Genomic DNA, 16986 nt, shown 5'->3' with positions numbered 1-16986 from the left:
TTACAGTCCTTCCCCGGCTCGGGGCGTCTCCACCGGATCGACTCCACCCTGTTGCTTGCGGAACGGGATGGACAGCGCGTATCCGATACCGAGCAAAGCGAGTAGAGCGATCGTCCCGATGGTGGCCACTCGGCGTGGCATGGGATCGACATAGGGCGCGGGCGCGGGTGTGGGCAGTGCCCGCGGCATATCGGCTCCCACTGCCACCGGCTGTGCCGGGAGTTGCGCGGTGAGCGCGGCGAGCGGATCGATCAGACCCGCGCCGATCCGATCGTCCCGGCCGGCGCCGGGCTGCATGGCCGTGCGCGTGATCCGGTCGATCACCTGCCCGGCCGAAAGTTCCGGAAAACGCGCGCGTACCAATGCGGCGAGCCCGGATACGTAGGCACTGGAGAAACTCGTCCCATCGATGGGGCCGATACCTTCGCCGGTCTGCACGGAATCGACGACACCGGTACGGCCCGGCCTACTGTCCAACGAGACGATGCCGCGGCCCGGCGCGGCGACTCCGACCCATGGACCGTGAATGGAGAAATCCGACGGTTTACCATCGGCCTCCACCGAGGCCACCGACAGCACATAGGGACCGAACCAGGCGGGGGTCACCTGGGTCCGGACCGCGCCCCAACCCACCCCCTCGTTCTGCGCGGCGCAGGTGCCGCCCGACTGGATATTGCCCGCCGCGGCGACCACCACGACATTCCGGTCGTAGGCGTATTTCACCGCGGCGCCGAGCGCCGCGTCGGTGAAATCGACCCCGGCGGGCGCACAGGCGACTTCGGAAATATTGATCACGGTCGCTCCCATGTCGACCGCTCGGACCACGGCCGCGGCCAGGGTGAGCACGGTGCCGTAGCCGACCGAGGTGATCTTGCCCGGCGTGTCGCCGCGGGCTCGATCCTTTGCTTCGAAGGCCAGACTGAACTGCCGAATGGCGAGGATCTCCGCGTCCGGGGCGACACCGACGAATCCGTCGTCCGGGCTCGGTCGGGCGGCGATGATACCGGCGACCAGGGTGCCGTGGCCGTCGCAGTCGACGGTGCCGTCCGAGTTCGATACCAAATCCCCACCCGGCTGCAATGCGGGCAGACGTGGATGCCGGTTCACCCCCGTGTCTATCACCGCCACCTTCTGACCGGCCCCCCGGCTGAACTGCCAGGCCGAGGGAAGGTCGAGCAATCGTTGTGGCAGCGGTGGATCCCGCGGTGGCGAGCCGGCGAGCGTCGGCTCGGCGCAGACTGCCCGCTGCTCGGTGGCATCCGGCGGTGCGCCCTTGGCCGCAATGTCCTGCGCCGCGCCGAGAGCCCCGGGATCGATACCGGGTGGAGCGATGGCGAGAGCGGGCGCGGGCAGTCCGATCGTGCCTAGACCGAGCACCAATATCGCACCGGCCAGTCGCAACGAAATGCTCATGACTGCGCCTCGATCACAGATTCCTTGCGGCCGAGTAGAGGTCCATGATCCACAGGACCAGCGGGATAACGGTGACGATCAACAGGTATTCGATGATCTCTCCGGTTCTCCGCATAACCGGCGACATCTCGAGGTGGGGTGCGATCACCCCGAAGACCAGCATGGCCACGCAGATCCCGAGCAATACGGCGGCGATCGGCACGTGGTAGGACGGCTGCCCCACGGCCACCGCGACCAGCACCGCCACCAGCGTGGTGGCACCGCCGCCGATGAGCACGGCCGCTTGGACCAGATCGGCAAAAGAGCGTCCACGCAGACACAGGATCAGACCGACGACCACCGCGAGCGCAATCCCCTGCCATCGGGCCGCTCCCAGAGGGTCGGCCGCGAGCACGGCTCCGATCGCGGCCGAGATCACACAACCGAGCAGCAGCCCGGACTGGTAGTGATTCGCGGCCTTGGCCCGCTGTTCGAGGCCGGCCGCCGAGGGCAGCGCGGTCGCGCCGATGGCGCCGATATCCTCGATCGTCGGCCTGGGCTCGTGATCGGCGGGATCGATCGCACCACCGGCGGTGGGCACCGGCGGAATCGGCAGCCGCGCGGCCGCTACCGCGATCCGCGGCGCCATGGTGATCACGACCAGTGCCGCGACAAGAACGCCCGCCGCAAGCTTCGGTGTGTCGATATCCCACACCATGCGCACGAACGCCGCGCACCCACCCAACAGCACGGTGACGACAACCGTGGCACACACCAGGGCACCGACCCCGGTCAGGCTGTAGGCGACCACCGCGATGACCAGGGCCGTGGCGCAGGCCAACATCATGTGCGGGCTGCCCGGCTTCCCGGGCACGAACAATGCCGCCGCGGAGGCACACAGCAGTATCGTGTACAGCGACAACATCACCGCGGTGAGCGTGGCGGCGTATTTGCGGACCGCGATCACGGCCGCTGTCAGAGCCGCGATACCGCTGCCAAACGTGATGAACCCCAGCAGGCTGCTCGCACCACCCTGCTTCGCCGCGGCGAGCAACCCGATCGCCGCGAGCACCGCGCCGAGTGCCGTGAGCAAACCCATCCAGCGCGCGGCTGCCGGTGACCAACTGCGGAACGCGTCCGCGGTCAGCCGCGACACCGCATCGATCACATCGTCGAAAAGCGCCGGGGATTCCTTCGAGGCCACCGAGCGCAACACGAGCAGCTCGCCGTCGAACACCTCGGCCTCGGACAACGTCTGGTTCGGCGGGATCGGGTCGTGGCCGATCCGGGCCAAGGTCCAGTGTGTGGTCCGCGGCGGCGCGGCGTCCTCCCGTTCGGTGAGATCCGGTGTCCGCGATTCGATGAGATCGACAACATCCGAGATGAAGCCGGCGATCGGAACAGCGGATGGCAAGCCGAGATCGACCTGGGTGTTACCGCCGATTACCGAGACTCGACACAGCTCCGGACCAACCGCGCCCGTGGCGCTGGTCGACGACTCGCTCACGAGCTGACTGACTCCCTAATTGTTCCCGCTGTCGAACGTAGTGCGCTCTTAATCTATACCTACACCGGCCGGTATGCTGGGCGGGAATTCGCTATTTCCGCAGTCTCTGGGGGCTTACCCGCATGACCGGCAACCGCCAAGCACAACGCGCCTTCGATGCCGGCGTATTGTCACTGGGCCTCTCCATCGATGGGCAGGAATCCGTTCGGGATCTCGACTACGCCAAGTTGGCGTTCACCCGGGCCACCGAGTGGGATCCGGGGATGTGCGATGCCTGGTTGGGGCGGGCCGCAGCGGGTGAGGTCACCCGCGAGGTCGTTTTCAATCTGTACAAGACGAGCTCGACGAGCCTGTTCCGGGAACAGCGTCGCCTGGGCCTGAAGCCCCGCGAGCTGAGCGGACGTTTCGTCGTCGACCAGTACATCGACTATCCCCTGGCGAGTTACACCGAGATCTGGTTGGCCTATGCCGCCGTCCTGATCTCCGAGGGCGACTACGACGAGGCGGAGCGGGTTCTGAACGAACTCACCGATCACCGCAAAAACCAGCCGGCCAGCCCCGAACGCGAGATCGACAACCGTATCTGCGCCTATGTCCGCGCGACAATGCACTATCGAACCCAACGCTGGCCCGATGTGATGACGGTACTGGCAGGTTCCGCGGAATGGGACGATCCGTTCATGGCGGCGGCGGCGCACGTGATGGTCGGTACGGCCTGCGCACAGCTCGGGCTGTTCGGGGAGGCCATTCGGCGGATGGAGCAGGCCGAGCAGGGACCGATCCCGGCCGCCGCGCTCACCGCTCGCTTCTGTCGCGGCCTGTGTCTGCGCGAAACCGGTAACGAGGCCGAGGCCCAGGCCATTTTCGAGAAGGTGTACTCGGAAGCGCCGGATTTCGAGGCCAACACCCAGGCCATGCGGGACCGCAAGTACCGCCTCACCATCACCACCCAGGAACAGATAGACGCCCGCACCGATCGGTGGGACCCGGCCTCGGCGCCTTCCGCCGAGCAGCTGGATCGCGCGGAACGCGACGACAAGGCCAAACGGATTCTGGCCGAGGCGCGGGCCGAACTCGACGCGCAGATCGGATTGGCCGCGGTCAAAACCCAGGTGGCCAAATTGCAGGCCACCGCCCAGTTGGCGAAGATCCGCGCCGAGAAGGGAATGGCCAGTATGCCCCGGGGGCAGCACCTGGCCTTCACCGGACCGCCCGGTACCGGCAAGACCACGATCGCGCGAGTGGTCGCCAAGATCTACTGCGGTCTCGGTCTGTTGAAAACCGACTCCGTGGTGGAGGCCAAACGCGCCGACTTCGTCGGTCAGCACCTGGGCAGCACCGCGATCAAAACCTCCAAACTGATCGATAGCGCCCTCGACGGTGTGCTGTTCATCGATGAGGCCTACACCCTGATCCAAACCGGTCTCCAGGGTGGCGATGCCTTCGGCCGTGAAGCGGTGGATACGCTGCTCGCCCGGATGGAGGACGATCGCGACCGGCTGGTGGTCATCATCGCCGGATACGACGGCGAGATCGATCGCCTCCTCGCCTCCAACGACGGTTTGGCGTCCCGGTTCGCCAAACGGGTCAAGTTCGAGTCCTACACCCCGACCGAATTGGGCGAGATCGGGCAGTTCATCGCACGGAAACGAGATTCGGAGATCTCCGAGGAAGCGCTCACCCTGCTCGTCGAGGCATGCACCGAGCTCTATACGAAACAAACCACCGATCAGAACGGCCTGCCGCGCCGCGCCATCGACCTGGCGGGTAACGGCCGCTTCATCCGCAATGTCGTCGAGGCGGCCGAGGAAGAACGGGAGTTCCGCCTGGCCAACGACGCGAATCTGGACCTGACCGATATCGACGAAACGATGCTCATGCGCATCGAGGCCGCCGATATGCGCAATGCGCTGACCAATGTCCTGGCGACATTGCGATGAGCCGATATCGCGTCGAACCCGACGAGTGAACGCTCCACCCGCCGGATCCGACTAGGAACCGGTGGGGAGCGTGTCGTGACTCACCAGGGCGTTCGCGGTGGACAGGGTCGGGCCGGGCACGAGTTGGCCGACGATCGGCCACGGAGCCAACCGTGGCTTCTCTTCCAGCCCCAGGATCTCTGCGGTCTCGGTGTCGGGGACCGCGTATCGAATACCGTTGTCACCCACATAGAAAAGGCTGCCGCGGCGTTCGCTCTCCGGATCCATGGCGGTCGTCTGAATGTATTCGCCGGTGCTCGGCGGAATGTAGGCGGCGTCGAGGCGGTCGCCGACCCCGTCCGAGGTGGCGAGTTCGACCGGAGCGGCCGTTTCCGGCAATGGCAGTTCACGTCCCGCCAGGAGCGTCACGGTCGCGGTCTGTCCCTCGGTGTCCTTGGACCAGGAGATACAGCCGACCGGAGCCTCCTCGGCGGTCACAATGATCGGTGTTTCCTGGGGGAAGTGATCGACCGCGAGGGAACCGAGCACCGGAACGCCGATCAATCGATCCGGCGGCACCGTGGTGATCTCACTCATCCCCTGGGAATTCGCATTGCGGATCACCTGGGCGGCGAACGGCGACACCCGCTGCACACCATCGGACAACACCACATACAGTTCGTCGGAACTCACCCCGCGCACGCGGACCACACCGCCGACCGGAATATCGGCCAACCGACCGGGGCCCGGCTCACCGACACGGTCGATAGGCGGCGGAGCCAGGGTCGGAACCTGGGTGGTGGCGTTCAACAGGCCGGCGCTGACCGGCCGCGGTAGCCGCTGCCCCAAGGACAGTGAGCGCGTCACCACCGAATCGTTCGGGTCGATCTCCGCGCGTTTACCGTCGTACAGCAGGAAGGTTTTGCCTTCGCGGGTCACCAGGAGAGCCTCCGACGACCCCAGCGGGCGTGCGGTGGCATCCGCCTCGGTCTCCAGACCGCCCGCGATCACCGTCGACGAGGCACCGGCCGAACCGACCGCGCTGCCCGCGGGCGACAGCGCCACCGTGTCGCACAGAGTCCAGGTCGAACGATCGCCCGCGGAGGAGCCGGGCAGGGCGGCGGGTGCGCCCGGGATACCGATCAACGGGCCGTGTGGCAGATCACCGAGCTTGGACTGTTTCACCGAGGTCGGTGTCTCGTTGCTCTGGGTTGCCAGTCGGGCCGACGCCAGGTTCAACACCGGATACCACGTGTCCCCGACGAGGGCGTACAGCGCGCCGCTCTCCTTGGCCATCACGATCTTCGAGTCGTCGACGGCGCCCTGCGGCCGCAAAAAGGACATGATCGCCGCGCCGGCGACGACCAGGATGCCGAGTACCGCACCGATGATCAGGGAGCGGGATTGGGACCGCATCGGATCGTGCAGCATTCGCACATCCCGGCGCACCAGCGCGTGCTCATATCGGCGCAGCAGAAACCGGTACCCATTGACCTGGGCACGTGTTGTCAACTGGGCCGGCACGTGACCTCCGAACGAGACGCGGATGAAGCGAGGGGCGGCGGCACACGCCGCTCGTTGTCACGAGGGGTGGCCCTCACCCACGCGACTACAGTAGCGAAGCCGGGGAAGTTCAGTCCATGATGAGGCCATGGCGACAACAACAGCCGATCCGCGCGCGTCGACGCCGGCCCCGCCGCTCAGTTCACCGCAGGACCGGTTGACCCGGATACTTCCGCTGCGCCATGTGGTTCCCGTGTTGTTGTCGGCGAATGCTGTCGCCCTGGTCGCCATTGCGGCAGGAGCGCCGATCTACGCCGCCGCGATCGGTGGTGCGCTCATCGTGCCGATCGCTCTGGTCAGGTTCCGCGGCACCTACCTGGCCGCCTTCATCGAGGACGAACTCGCTTTCCGCTGGTATGCGTTCCGTCATCGTTCGGCCACCGTGCGCCATGCCCCGTTCGACGTGCCCGTACCGGACGGCGGCAGCTACGGCATGCGGTGGGACGGCGCGCGATTGATCACCATGCTGCGCATCGATGCCCAGCCGCGTGGCGTCACCCTGCTCAGCCCGAGCGGACTGAACACCGGTGAAATGGTGCCGTTGACCGAGATCGCGCGCTGCCTGGCCCAATTCGATATCGAATTGGCCTCGATCGATGTGATCACCACGGGTGCGCGCACCTCGGACGCGGGGCCGGTCGCCCGCATCTACGAGCAGATCCTCGGCCCGCTGCCCGCGGTCGCGCATCGGACCGTCTGGGTGGTGCTTCGACTGGATCCATTGGCCAACGCGACCGCGGTGAATCGCCGTGGCGGTGGTTCGACCGGGGCATTGCGATCGGCCATCGTCGCCACCCAGCGCGTGGCCAACCGGCTTGCCGCCCGCGAACTCACGGTGTCGGTGCTGTCCGCCGCCGAGATCACCGCCGCCGTGCACCAGCTCACCCACGGCGCCGACCTCGCACACCTCGAGGAAGCCGAACAAAGCGTCGAGTACAACGGAATCCATTTCGCGACCTACCGCATGATTCCGGAGAGTCTGGGGCCGCGTGGGCTGGCCGAGATCTGGGCCACGCCGAGTCTGGCCACAACGGTCACCCTGCGGTTACGCCGTGCGACCGGTATCCAGGTCAGGACACAGAGCAATGCGCCGACCATATCGGTTTCGGCCGTGGTGCGATTCGACGCCCGGGACCGTCCGGCCCGAACCACCGCTCCGGGACTGGTGTCGCTGTCCGGCAAACAACGCCGCGGACTACTGGATCACCTCCCCGTCGACAGCCAGGGGCCCGAGCTGCCGATCGACGGCTATCTGGGCACCCCGGAATCGTTGGGCGAGCTGTTCATCCCGATCATCGGTTGCGGACAGGTGGTCGGTGCCGACTCCTCCGGCCAGGGCGTGGCGATGCCGCTGGTGGGACCGCATGTGCGTCGGATCGAGATCATCGGCGCGCTACTCATCGCGAAACAGGTCATCCTGCGAGCCATCGCGCTCGGCGCCACCGTTGTCGTGCACACCAATCGACACGAGGCCTGGCGGCCGATGGTGGATCAGGTCGGCATGCCGCGCGCATTGTCGCTGGCGTCCTGGTCGGCCGGTTCCCAGCAGGCGAGCTCGTATCGGGGCGCCACGGTGATCGTTTACGACGGAATCCCACCGTCGATGCATCATTCCGATGTCACGGTCATGGTGCTGCTCTCCACACCTCCCCCACGAGGTGAGGACACCTTCACCCCGGATATCGTGCTGGCCGAGGATCCGCGGACCGCAAACCTGGTCACCGTGCGCACGCCCGACAGCACCACGATCGTGCATATGGTCGCGACTCCGGACGAGATGCGTTACCTGTACGCGGAGCCCGCGCTCGCCCGGTAGCCGTCGCACGGGAAGAGCCCCGGCCTGCGAAGGACCGGGGCGATGGTCGATGCCGTCGATGCCTCAGAAGGCGTTGTACACCTTCATATCGGCAGCCGCGGCATTACCGAACGCCGTATCGATGGCATCCCGCAGCCTTTCCAACTTCTCGTGGGTGTCGCCGAGAGCGCCACCCATTCCGTCCGCGCCGATCAGCTCGTCCATCCTGGTCTTGAACGCCTCACCCGCGGCATTGTCCTCCCAGGCGACCCTGATCAGCTTGTCCCGAGCCGCGACCAACGCGTCCTTGTAACCGTCCAGATCCTTGTAGTAGCCATCCATCTCGCTGATCAGCTGTTGACGAGTGGCAGAGGTGTACAGCATTGGGTTCTCCCTTACAAACTATTCCGAAAGTTCGTTCGTCAGATCAGGTTGGTCAGCGTCTCGACGTTCGTCGGGTCGATCTGTTCGTAGGTCTTGTTCCCTTCGAACACGACCTCTTTCACCGCGTCGATCTTCTGGTTGATCTCCGTGGCCTCGTCCTGCCACGCCTGCGAAGCCTTCTGGCCGGCGATTGCGGCATCACCCTGCCAACCGGCGCGGGCGGCGTCGAAGGACTCCTGCACCTTGCCGACCGTCGACCGGATGCCTTCGATGGCTTCCATGAATTCGTTGATTACCTCGGATGCTTCCTTGGCGGTATAAGTCTGCTTTTCGGTCATCGTTCACTTTCTCCGTGTTCTCGCGTTGATGTTCTGCGGCTCTGTTGTCGCGGCGACTCTGCCGGTGCGGTTGTCACGGCGACTCTGCCGTCGCGTCGATCGATTCGTTTCCGGCGATGGTGTCGACTAGGGCATCCACCTTCCTCCGGGCAACGATTCGGTCAGCGCGGTGATCGCCTGCGCGATTCGGTGTTCGCTTCCCGGTGTGAAGGTGGACCAGACCCGGTGGTCCGGGGAGACACCGGGAGCGGCGACGATACGACCACGCGAAGTGTCGTAGACGGCCACCGCTCCGAGCGATCTGGTCGACGTTCCGTCGGCATGGGCGTAGGCGACGATTTCGGCATGGGCGAAACAGGTCGACATGGCCAGACCGAATTCGATCGCGTCCTGCTGGTCGACACCGAGCGCGTAGAGCGCTTGGGCGAAATCGGCGGAACTCTTCGCCTTGTCCAGGCGTTCCCGCAGATCCTCGGCGAGAGCACTGAAATTCGCGACCGGGGCGGGGGCACACGTTCCGAGAGCGTTCACAATCGGCCGGGCCAGGGCGACGCCACCGCCATCCGCCCATACCGTGCCGATCTCGTAGTCATCGCCCGTTCGAACGGCCAGCGCGTGGTCGACTCCACTGCGCGCCAGACAGACCCGGATCTGTCCCTCCTCGGTGTAGATGCGCGCCACCAGTTCCCGGTCCGGCTGCGCCAGTATGCGCAGGGCGGTGGCCAACTCGGTATCCACTTCGTCGTAACCATCGATCAGCCCCGCCGAGCGCAGATCGGTGACCGCCGCTTCCTGCGCGGCCTGCCATGCCTGCGCCGAATCCTGCCGTGGGCCCACACCCAACACCAAGGGCAGGGCCTGCACCCCCAACAGTCCCGACACGGCGAGCAGGCCGTCATTGGTCATGGTCGGCATCTCTGTCTCCTGCCCACCAGCGGCCTCATGGCCGTGCCTCGGTCTGTTCGGGAGCGGGAGCGGACGGAGCGGCCGCACGCTCGGCGGCGCCCAGCACCGGCGGAGCGGCATCGAAACCCGCCTCCAGGTTCAGTTCCTCACCCGGCCGTGCCGCGGCGGCCCCGGCACGGCCGGGACGTTCGACATCGTTCATCGCGCCGGCCGGTGCCATACCACCCGGTAGAACTCGACTCGCGCCACCTTCGGCCGGCACGGCGACCGATTGCCCCGGTACAACGGTCGTGGCCGGTACCGACCGCGCCACGACCTGCGCCCGATAGGCGACCTGGGCACGCGGCATCGCGACACCGCCGCTCGGTACGTAACCGCCGCGCGACAAGGCTGCAACGGTCGGGGCGGAAGTCGATCCTGTTGCGGCGCCCTGCTCCGCTTCCAGCGCGGCGGCCGATGCGATAACCGGTGGCCGCGGTTGGGGCCACGGATCGGCCAGCGGGGTTGTCGCCGACTCGTAGCTCTGCATCACCCGTGCGGCATTCGTCCGGGCGATGTCCTGTTCACCGGCGATCTCGGCGGCAGCCGCGACGAGGGGGGCGCCGAGTGCGGCACCGGCCTGTTCGACATCACGTTTGGCCTCTTCCAAGGCGGTGATCTCGGCCAGGTGCGGCATCGCCAATCTGGCCACCTCGTAGGCCACCGCCTGGTTGCCCGCACGGGTCGCGTTCTCCGCGGCGGAGGCCGCGGCGTCGACGAGCCAGTCGCGCAAAGTGGCGATCCGCGCGAGAACGGGCTCGGTTTCCGGTGAACGCCATGATTCGCGGATCTCGGCCATTATTCGGTCGTACTCGATCACCGCGGCCCCGAAACTGGCCGCCAGCCGAGTCCACGCCGCACCGGCATCGGCCATCGGCGCCGCACCGGGCCCGGTCGTCAGGGCACGGGACAACTCCTCGGTGGGCCTGGCCGGCCAGACCACGCCAGTGAACCCGATTACCGGTGGCTCGACCATATGCGCCCCCCGCCGCTAGATCACTGCTCTCAAGCCGTCCGCATTGTCCTCGTCCATCCGAGTGAGCACATCGGTATGGGAACGCAATGCGGCGGCCAACTTTCGGATTTCCAGAACGCCCGCGGTAGCGGCATCGCCGTAGGAGGAGGCGACATCGCGCAGTGATTCCGCGGCGCGCACCGAAACCTCGTCCTGCGCGGCGGGTTCGACGGCGAGCGCGGGCAGTTGCTGCTGCAGATCGCTCTCCAACCGGGCCGCGAGGGCATCCAATGCGGTCGCGGATTTACGGGCCAGGGACGGTTCGAATTCCATGGTGTTTCCTGTCAGAGGGTGAGCGATTTATCCGGTGGTTCGGAATCCGGCGGCTCCGATACATGGTCGGTCGCGCCTACCACCGGCAGCGAGACGCCTTCGATATCACCCACAACCTCGTTGCCGTGTTGCTCGGTGACCAACAGACCGCGCAATCCTTCGGCCGATTGCTCGCCCGAACGGGCCGCCATACCCGCCGCGCCCGCGACGCCGCCCATCGGCATCATCCCCGGAGTGGAAGTGACGGCGCGCACCGGTGAAGACGAAGTCGCGGCCGAGGATTCGGCGGCGAGCGCACTGGCACCGGCGGGGCCGAGTGGACCGGCCGTACGGGCGCTGCCCCACGAAGCCAGCTGCCGCGGCTGCCCCGCCACGCCGCCGACTCCGACCGCTCCACCGCCGATACCACCGACAACGCCCTTGGGCGCCTCGAAACGAGCTTTGTCCAGTTCCTTGTCCTGGTCGCTGATCGACTTCGCCGGGTTCAAGGCGGTATGTGCGGCCTGGAGCGCCTGCGCACCCGTGGTTGCCATCTGGGTCAGCGGCCCGACGAGCTGCATCAACTGCTGAATGGTCTGTGTGGGGTCGACGTGTTTCGGGGCGCCGGTGACCGGCACCTTGGCCCCGGTTTTGGTCATGGCCGCGCTGTGCACGGCCAATTCACCTCGGGTCTTGGCGACGATCGCCGTGGCTTCGGCCAATGTCTCGGTGGTCAGCGAGAGCACGAAGACCTGTCCCGGCGGGGTGGGGAGCCAGGGCGCCGCCGCCGCGAGCGAGGTCATGAACCGAGCAATGGTTGCCGACATCATCGTGGCGCCCTGAAAAACGGTGCCCGCCGCCGCGGTGACACCGACCGAGGTCTCCGCGCTCTGGGCGGAGACGGCCGCGCCGTCCGTCGCGGCCTGACCGGCCTTCTCCGCCGCGGCCGAAGCACCCGCGCCCTGCCACAGTGACATCGCGATCTGCAGCGCGGAGGCGCCGAGCGATATCGCGGTCTGCACCACGCTGGACACCTGCGAGAACACCTGCGCGGGATCGACCGGAGGCGACGCCTCGACCGGGGCGGACGCGGGATTCTCCCCTGGCACGGACGCATCCATGGGCGCGTCGGCGGGAAGGCGGCCGGTGCCGAAGCTACTGGCGAGATCGGTGAGCGGTTTGGCGAGTAGAGACAGATCGAGTACCGGTAGTGGTGGAAACTCGGGCAGCGGAGGGAGAGCCGATATCTCGGGCAGCGTGGGCAGTCCCATATCTTTCAGGACATCGTTCACCGGTCGATCGAGCATCGACCCGGCCGCGCTCTGGCGAAGGATATCCAGTACCGACTGATCCAGCGGTGAACTCATAGCCGGCCGAGCCTGTTGAATTCAGTGGCCGAGGCGTTTTCGGTGGCGTCGTACAGGGCCGCGCTCTCGTATGCGGTCACCGCCGTCATCCCGTGCACATAGGCCAATTCGGCCACCGAGGAGAGATTGTTGGCCTGGGCCACCGCGAAGGCGGCCAAAAAATCCTGACCGATCAACCCGAACACCGGCACCGCGGCGGCGATCGTCGCCGCCTGGTTCGTCGCTCCGGCAACGACGACGTCCGCGGCCATGGTCGCTGCCGCGTCCCCATACCGTCGGATGGCATCGGAAGTGGCTACAAGCTCGTTCATCGGGAATCCCAAACTGCCGAAGTGATCGTTCGTGTTGTCGAATGTATTGGATCATAGCGATCCGTGGCTCAGCGAAATATCAAGGAACACCAAAGAATTACTCGCGAGAGACAATTGGGTGGCCGCTCTCTTCCGCCGCCTCTTCGTTGAACGCGACGACCAGATCGGCGCGTTCGGCAAAAGCGCGTTGCGCGGCCCTTCCGGCCGTGCCGACCAGGACCTGTTCGAACTCGGCGGGTGACAGTTTCGCCACACCGGTGGACAACTCCAGGTCCACCAGAGCGCCGTTGCCATCGACCACCACCGTGACCACGCCGTCGGGTGAGCTCTCTCGGACCCGGACCGCGGTCATCTTGTCGGCCAGATCGCGCATCCGCTCCAGGCTGCGGTGCACCCGAGCCTCGAGTTCGTCCATCGCCCGACTCATATCGACCTCAACCAGCTCTGCGGTTCGACCTCGTATTCGGCTTCCTCGATCAGCTCCTGCCGGGCCACGTCCTCGGGTTTGGGCAGTCCGGTGAGTGCGAGGGCTTCGCCGGTCAATCCCGCCGCCCGCAGTTGCTCTCGGCGCTCGAGCCCGGCCCGATTCGCCGACTGCCTGCACAGTCTGAGGATCTCCGCCGCCAGCTCTCCCGGCGGACGACGCAGCTCATCCCTTTCGACGGTGATACCGACCGGCAGTCCCTGCTCGGTGGTCTCCACCGAGATCGAACCGCTTCTGGATGCGGCTGTCCACATAATGCCCCTACTCAACACGAGCTCTCCGAGAGAGCGCGATCGACGGTCGACAGACAGCAGACGAAACTGCGGCCGCCTCTAATAACTTTGGCAATTGTCCGTTTCAGATTATCCGTATCACCTCGGCTTTGCAGTGTCGAACGAAACCGATGCGTTATCCGGCGACGATGCCGATGTTCATCCACGAAGACAGGTTCGACACCGGTCCCGGCGATGATGGTGTCAGATTCGGCCGATGCGCGCGCGGTCCGAACCACCACCGGTGAGAAGACAGCCCCACGTGATGGGTACACCCGTGTCACAATGGGCCGGATCGTCGACAACAGTCAGGAGTGCGACCCATGGGTGACACCGAAACCCTGCCGTTGCCGGGGACAAGAACGCGGAGAGACTGATGGGTTACGACGCTCCCGGCGGACCACCGATCCCGCGACTCGGCCCGGTCGAGACGGCCGAGAAAAAGGACCCCTGGAAGGAAGTCGCGACAAAAGTAGCGGAGGGAGAGGTTCGGTTCGAACCCATCGCGGCCCAGACGGCGGCCCAGGAATGCGCCGACGCGATCGGCAGGATCATCGGCCTCCAGAAGGCCATCACCGATATGGGCACCCTCGACGAACTGAGCCATCTGCTCTCGGGACGCCTGCTCGCAACCCAGTTCAACAACACCCTCAGCGGTCTGAACCGTGTGCTGGACGGCCACAAGGCCACGCTCGGCAATATGCTCGAGACCTTCAAGGCCGCGGGCAAGAACTACATCGAGACCGATCTGGATTCCTCGTACGGCTTCGACAAGCAGACGAGAGCGCAGATGATAGCGGGCCTGGACGGCATCAAGGCCCCCACCAGAGCGACCGGAAAATTCCACATAAAAAGGCCGAAGGAAGCCAAACCGGCGGAGAACAAGGCCGAGGACCAAGAGAAAATAGTTCTCGACGACACATCGCCTTTCACCGGTAGAGACTTCACCGAACTGAAACTGAAAAAAGAAGAAAGAATTCACGCCGACGAGATCCATCCCGAGGATCTCGTCAAACCGGCCGCTCTCCCGGCTCGGCTCTCCAAATATACCGGCCCCAATCAGTCACAGCCGGACGCGCTGTCGCAGTGGAAACTGGAAACCGCTCCCCAACCCGAGAATCCCCAAAACCAAGAATGGAGGGATTTGTACAACCTCAGGCTGTCGACCGGAAAGGCCGCCAAAAAAACGGACGACGCCGCCAAGATGTGGAAGTCACTGGCGAAAGAAATGGACGACACGGTCGGGAAATTTGCCGACAAGCTGGTCAACATGCCCGATACCCTCTGGAAGGGAAAGGGCGCCGACAAGGCCATCGGCGCGGTGAAGAACTATCACACGAAGGCCGATGATCTCATCACGCGTATGGAAGCCGTGAGCTCCAATCTCGCCTACACCACAGATTGGTTGACGAATACCAAAATAGGTATGCCCCCGGAACCGGATCCCCCCAAGCCGAAGACCTACACCTATGAGGGCGAGGGCGGCAGCGCCACCTATACGATTTCAGACTCGATCACCAACGCCAAAAACGCGAGAGACCTTGCCATATACCGGCAGAACATGGAGAACAACTACGTCTGGGGGGTTCAGACGTCTTCTCAGTTGATACCGGCGTTGAACGGTCTGCCGTCGACGACACCGAAGGACTCCAAGGTCGAACCCTCCGGCAACGAACGGCCCAACGGTGGTACCGGCCCCGGCACCACCGGCCCGGGCTCTACCGGTCCCGGCTCTTTCGGCCCCGCGGCCGGAGGCCCCGGATACACCGGGACGGGGAGCGGCCCCGGTTACACCCCGAACAGCGTTACGAGTCGATCGGCCCCCGACCTCGACTACACGCTCCCCTCGTCCACCGGGAACGGCACCACTTCACCGACCACCCCGGATATCACCGACCCCACCATCGACCCCTCCACCATTCCCACACCGACGGCCTCGTCTCCGACGGATTCCCTCGGCCAGATGGCCGGCCTCGCGCAACAGGGCATGAGCGGTCTGCAGGCCGCCCAACAGGCCGCGGCCATGTCCAAGATGAACGATGGCCTCCGCCCGACCAAGCTACCGGGACTCACCGGCGGCCCCGGCGCGCCGAACGCGAGCGGTCTCAAAGGCGGGGGCCTGGGCGGTTCCAGTCCGGCCACCCCGGTCGCGGCACCGCGGGAACCCGATACCGCACGGTTGTTCCCCCGCGCGAACCTCGCCGGGCCGGCGTCGACGGCCGCGGGTATCGGGCGGATGGGGATGCCTGTGGCCGGAGCCCCGATGGCGGGGGCACCCGGAACGCCCGGTGCGGCCGGCGCGAACCCGAACCAGGGACAGGGCAAGGAGTACAAGCGCCCCAACTATCTCGACTCCAAGGACCACTTGGAGGAGGCATTGGGTGGGGCGCCCGCCGCCGTCAAGGCCGTTGTGGAGAAATGACCCGTACCTGGAAATTCACCGACTTCGAGTTCGTCGTCGCCTGGGAGACCGCGCAAGCGGACATCCTGCCCGCCCCGTTCGTCTTCACCAGTCGGACCGAGCTCTACGACGACTACCAGCGCGAGAAGCGGGAAATGCGAGAGCAGCTGCGCCACCGGCTGGACGGCGAGTTCGAGAACGTGCTGGATATCGTCGCCCGTCCGGATATCCGGATCGTGGTCCACGGTTGGGGCAGCGACTTCGAGGACGCCGAGAGCCAGATCCGGCTGCTCGCCGTCCGCCGCGAAGGTTACGGCTATGTGTTGAAACAGCTTCCCGGCGAGACGGCATGGCACAGTGGCGGCTACACGGTCACCGAATGCGGGCCGCTGGCGCTCGCCGATGCGCTGATAGCGGAGCTTCCCGAGGCGGATCCGGGCAAGCTCAAAAGCGTAGCGCTCGTCGAACGGGCCGAGAGCGACGATATGGATTTCGCCTATGGTCGATCGCTCGTGGAGGACTCCTTCGACGACACCGTGGAAGAACAGGCAGGTAAATTCCTCGCGGCCCCGATCACCGGTGAAGGAATAGTCGAGATCGCTCAGGGCATCTCACGATTCGGCCCCCGTGGGATAGCCCGAAAACAGTTGGCCTGGCGGGATATCGACGGTGACGGACGTTATGCGATCACCGGATCGATTCCCCCGATCGCACGGGGGGTCGACGCCAAACAGTTCGTCACACTGGTGAATTCCGGTGTCGCGGAAGTGGTCAAGGCGATCAGGGACGAGCGACTGTAGACAGCGACCCTCCCGGACGCGGTGGAAGGACACCATCGGACCGGGAGTCGGGCCCGTCGGTGCCACCGGTCGGTCGGCAGATCGACCTTACGACGGACGCCCATCCGGGCCACGCCGCCACCATTTTCGGCCACACCGATAATCTGCGATCTCGGACACATCGGCCGTAGGCCACGTGTGCCCGTCGACGCCCTCGCCGGACGGCTGCGCTCCGCCCGCACCGGGAGAGCGCTGTTCGTGC

16 protein-coding genes are annotated in these 16986 nt (G+C 65.8%); 4 read left to right on the top strand and 12 right to left on the bottom strand.

Annotated elements, in window-relative coordinates; all coding sequences use genetic code 11:
* Both mycP and eccD read right to left on the bottom strand, forming a co-directional pair.
* Positions 1 to 1413 (bottom strand): type VII secretion-associated serine protease mycosin, encoded by a 1413-nt coding sequence (gene mycP / locus ON32_RS03790; protein WP_040788676.1) that lies wholly within the window; start codon positions 1411 to 1413, stop codon positions 1 to 3.
* 13 nt (positions 1414 to 1426) lie between these two features.
* Positions 1427 to 2899, bottom strand: coding sequence for a type VII secretion integral membrane protein EccD (gene eccD, locus ON32_RS03785; RefSeq protein WP_040788675.1), 1473 nt, complete (start codon positions 2897 to 2899; stop codon positions 1427 to 1429).
* Positions 2900 to 3021: 122 nt separating this feature from the next.
* Between eccD and eccA the strand changes: the two genes are divergently transcribed.
* Positions 3022 to 4839 carry a type VII secretion AAA-ATPase EccA gene (gene eccA, locus ON32_RS03780; RefSeq protein ID WP_040788674.1) on the top strand — a complete coding sequence of 606 codons (1818 nt, stop codon included), beginning with the start codon at positions 3022 to 3024 and terminating at the stop codon, positions 4837 to 4839.
* 51 nt (positions 4840 to 4890) lie between these two features.
* Here eccA and eccB read toward each other — a convergent pair whose 3' ends face one another.
* Positions 4891 to 6330: a type VII secretion protein EccB gene (gene eccB, locus ON32_RS03775; RefSeq protein WP_306307645.1), complete on the bottom strand. Its 1440-nt coding sequence runs from the start codon at positions 6328 to 6330 to the stop codon at positions 4891 to 4893.
* Between the two features lie 139 nt (positions 6331 to 6469).
* Between eccB and eccE the strand changes: the two genes are divergently transcribed.
* Entirely contained in the window at positions 6470 to 8197 is a 1728-nt protein-coding gene (gene eccE, locus ON32_RS03770) for a type VII secretion protein EccE (protein ID WP_083873976.1), read from the top strand.
* Between the two features lie 63 nt (positions 8198 to 8260).
* Here the strand turns inward: eccE and ON32_RS03765 are convergent, their stop codons facing one another.
* The 9 genes from ON32_RS03765 to ON32_RS03725 all read right to left on the bottom strand — a co-directional run bounded on the left by ON32_RS03765 (position 8261) and on the right by ON32_RS03725 (position 13526).
* Positions 8261 to 8560 (bottom strand): hypothetical protein, encoded by a 300-nt coding sequence (locus ON32_RS03765; protein WP_040788672.1) that lies wholly within the window; start codon positions 8558 to 8560, stop codon positions 8261 to 8263.
* Between the two features lie 38 nt (positions 8561 to 8598).
* Positions 8599 to 8898: a WXG100 family type VII secretion target gene (locus ON32_RS03760; protein WP_040788671.1), complete on the bottom strand. Its 300-nt coding sequence runs from the start codon at positions 8896 to 8898 to the stop codon at positions 8599 to 8601.
* 126 nt (positions 8899 to 9024) lie between these two features.
* Entirely contained in the window at positions 9025 to 9813 is a 789-nt protein-coding gene (locus ON32_RS03755; RefSeq protein ID WP_040788670.1) for an ESX secretion-associated protein EspG, read from the bottom strand.
* A 25-nt stretch (positions 9814 to 9838) separates the two neighbouring features.
* Complete coding sequence (locus tag ON32_RS03750) at positions 9839 to 10819, bottom strand: PPE domain-containing protein (protein WP_083873965.1); 981 nt, start codon at positions 10817 to 10819, stop codon at positions 9839 to 9841.
* 15 nt (positions 10820 to 10834) lie between these two features.
* Complete coding sequence (locus ON32_RS03745) at positions 10835 to 11131, bottom strand: PE domain-containing protein (protein ID WP_040788669.1); 297 nt, start codon at positions 11129 to 11131, stop codon at positions 10835 to 10837.
* Between the two features lie 11 nt (positions 11132 to 11142).
* Positions 11143 to 12477, bottom strand: a complete 1335-nt coding sequence (locus tag ON32_RS03740; RefSeq protein WP_040788668.1) for a hypothetical protein — start codon at positions 12475 to 12477, stop codon at positions 11143 to 11145.
* Positions 12474 to 12788: a hypothetical protein gene (locus ON32_RS03735; protein WP_040788667.1), complete on the bottom strand. Its 315-nt coding sequence runs from the start codon at positions 12786 to 12788 to the stop codon at positions 12474 to 12476. The genes ON32_RS03740 and ON32_RS03735 overlap by 4 nt, the downstream gene beginning before the upstream one ends.
* 97 nt (positions 12789 to 12885) lie before the next feature.
* On the bottom strand, positions 12886 to 13203 hold the full coding sequence (locus tag ON32_RS03730; protein WP_245550782.1) for a YbaB/EbfC family nucleoid-associated protein: 318 nt from the start codon (positions 13201 to 13203) through the stop codon (positions 12886 to 12888).
* Positions 13204 to 13211: 8 nt separating this feature from the next.
* Positions 13212 to 13526, bottom strand: coding sequence for a hypothetical protein (locus tag ON32_RS03725; protein ID WP_040788665.1), 315 nt, complete (start codon positions 13524 to 13526; stop codon positions 13212 to 13214).
* A gap of 394 nt (positions 13527 to 13920) precedes the next feature.
* Here ON32_RS03725 and ON32_RS03720 point away from each other — a divergent pair, with 394 nt between their 5' ends.
* Complete coding sequence (locus tag ON32_RS03720) at positions 13921 to 15966, top strand: PPE domain-containing protein (protein ID WP_040788664.1); 2046 nt, start codon at positions 13921 to 13923, stop codon at positions 15964 to 15966.
* A complete protein-coding gene (locus tag ON32_RS03715) occupies positions 15963 to 16745 on the top strand; it encodes an ESX secretion-associated protein EspG (protein ID WP_040788663.1) in 783 nt (260 codons plus the stop codon). The genes ON32_RS03720 and ON32_RS03715 overlap by 4 nt, the downstream gene beginning before the upstream one ends.
* The last annotated feature ends 241 nt before the right edge of the window (positions 16746 to 16986 follow it).

Origin of the sequence: Nocardia paucivorans NBRC 100373, assembly GCF_000308675.1 — a bacterium.
GTDB lineage: Bacteria > Actinomycetota > Actinomycetes > Mycobacteriales > Mycobacteriaceae > Nocardia > Nocardia paucivorans.
Note: the sequence above shows the minus strand (reverse complement) of the source record. Positions and strands in the feature narration are given on the sequence as shown.

Excerpts from the sequence above, each read along its gene's own strand:
- ON32_RS03725 (WP_040788665.1), bottom strand. The coding sequence starts at position 13,526 with ATGTGGACAGCCGCATCCAGAAGCGGTTCGATCTCGGTGGAGACCACC.
- ON32_RS03760 (WP_040788671.1), bottom strand. The coding sequence starts at position 8,898 with ATGACCGAAAAGCAGACTTATACCGCCAAGGAAGCATCCGAGGTAATC.
- mycP (WP_040788676.1), bottom strand. The coding sequence starts at position 1,413 with ATGAGCATTTCGTTGCGACTGGCCGGTGCGATATTGGTGCTCGGTCTA.
- ON32_RS03755 (WP_040788670.1), bottom strand. The coding sequence starts at position 9,813 with ATGCCGACCATGACCAATGACGGCCTGCTCGCCGTGTCGGGACTGTTG.
- ON32_RS03720 (WP_040788664.1), top strand. The coding sequence starts at position 13,921 with ATGGGTTACGACGCTCCCGGCGGACCACCGATCCCGCGACTCGGCCCG.
- eccA (WP_040788674.1), top strand. The coding sequence starts at position 3,022 with ATGACCGGCAACCGCCAAGCACAACGCGCCTTCGATGCCGGCGTATTG.
- eccE (WP_083873976.1), top strand. The coding sequence starts at position 6,470 with ATGGCGACAACAACAGCCGATCCGCGCGCGTCGACGCCGGCCCCGCCG.
- ON32_RS03715 (WP_040788663.1), top strand. The coding sequence starts at position 15,963 with ATGACCCGTACCTGGAAATTCACCGACTTCGAGTTCGTCGTCGCCTGG.
- ON32_RS03750 (WP_083873965.1), bottom strand. The coding sequence starts at position 10,819 with ATGGTCGAGCCACCGGTAATCGGGTTCACTGGCGTGGTCTGGCCGGCC.
- ON32_RS03735 (WP_040788667.1), bottom strand. The coding sequence starts at position 12,788 with ATGAACGAGCTTGTAGCCACTTCCGATGCCATCCGACGGTATGGGGAC.
- ON32_RS03730 (WP_245550782.1), bottom strand. The coding sequence starts at position 13,203 with ATGGACGAACTCGAGGCTCGGGTGCACCGCAGCCTGGAGCGGATGCGC.
- ON32_RS03740 (WP_040788668.1), bottom strand. The coding sequence starts at position 12,477 with ATGAGTTCACCGCTGGATCAGTCGGTACTGGATATCCTTCGCCAGAGC.
- ON32_RS03745 (WP_040788669.1), bottom strand. The coding sequence starts at position 11,131 with ATGGAATTCGAACCGTCCCTGGCCCGTAAATCCGCGACCGCATTGGAT.
- ON32_RS03765 (WP_040788672.1), bottom strand. The coding sequence starts at position 8,560 with ATGCTGTACACCTCTGCCACTCGTCAACAGCTGATCAGCGAGATGGAT.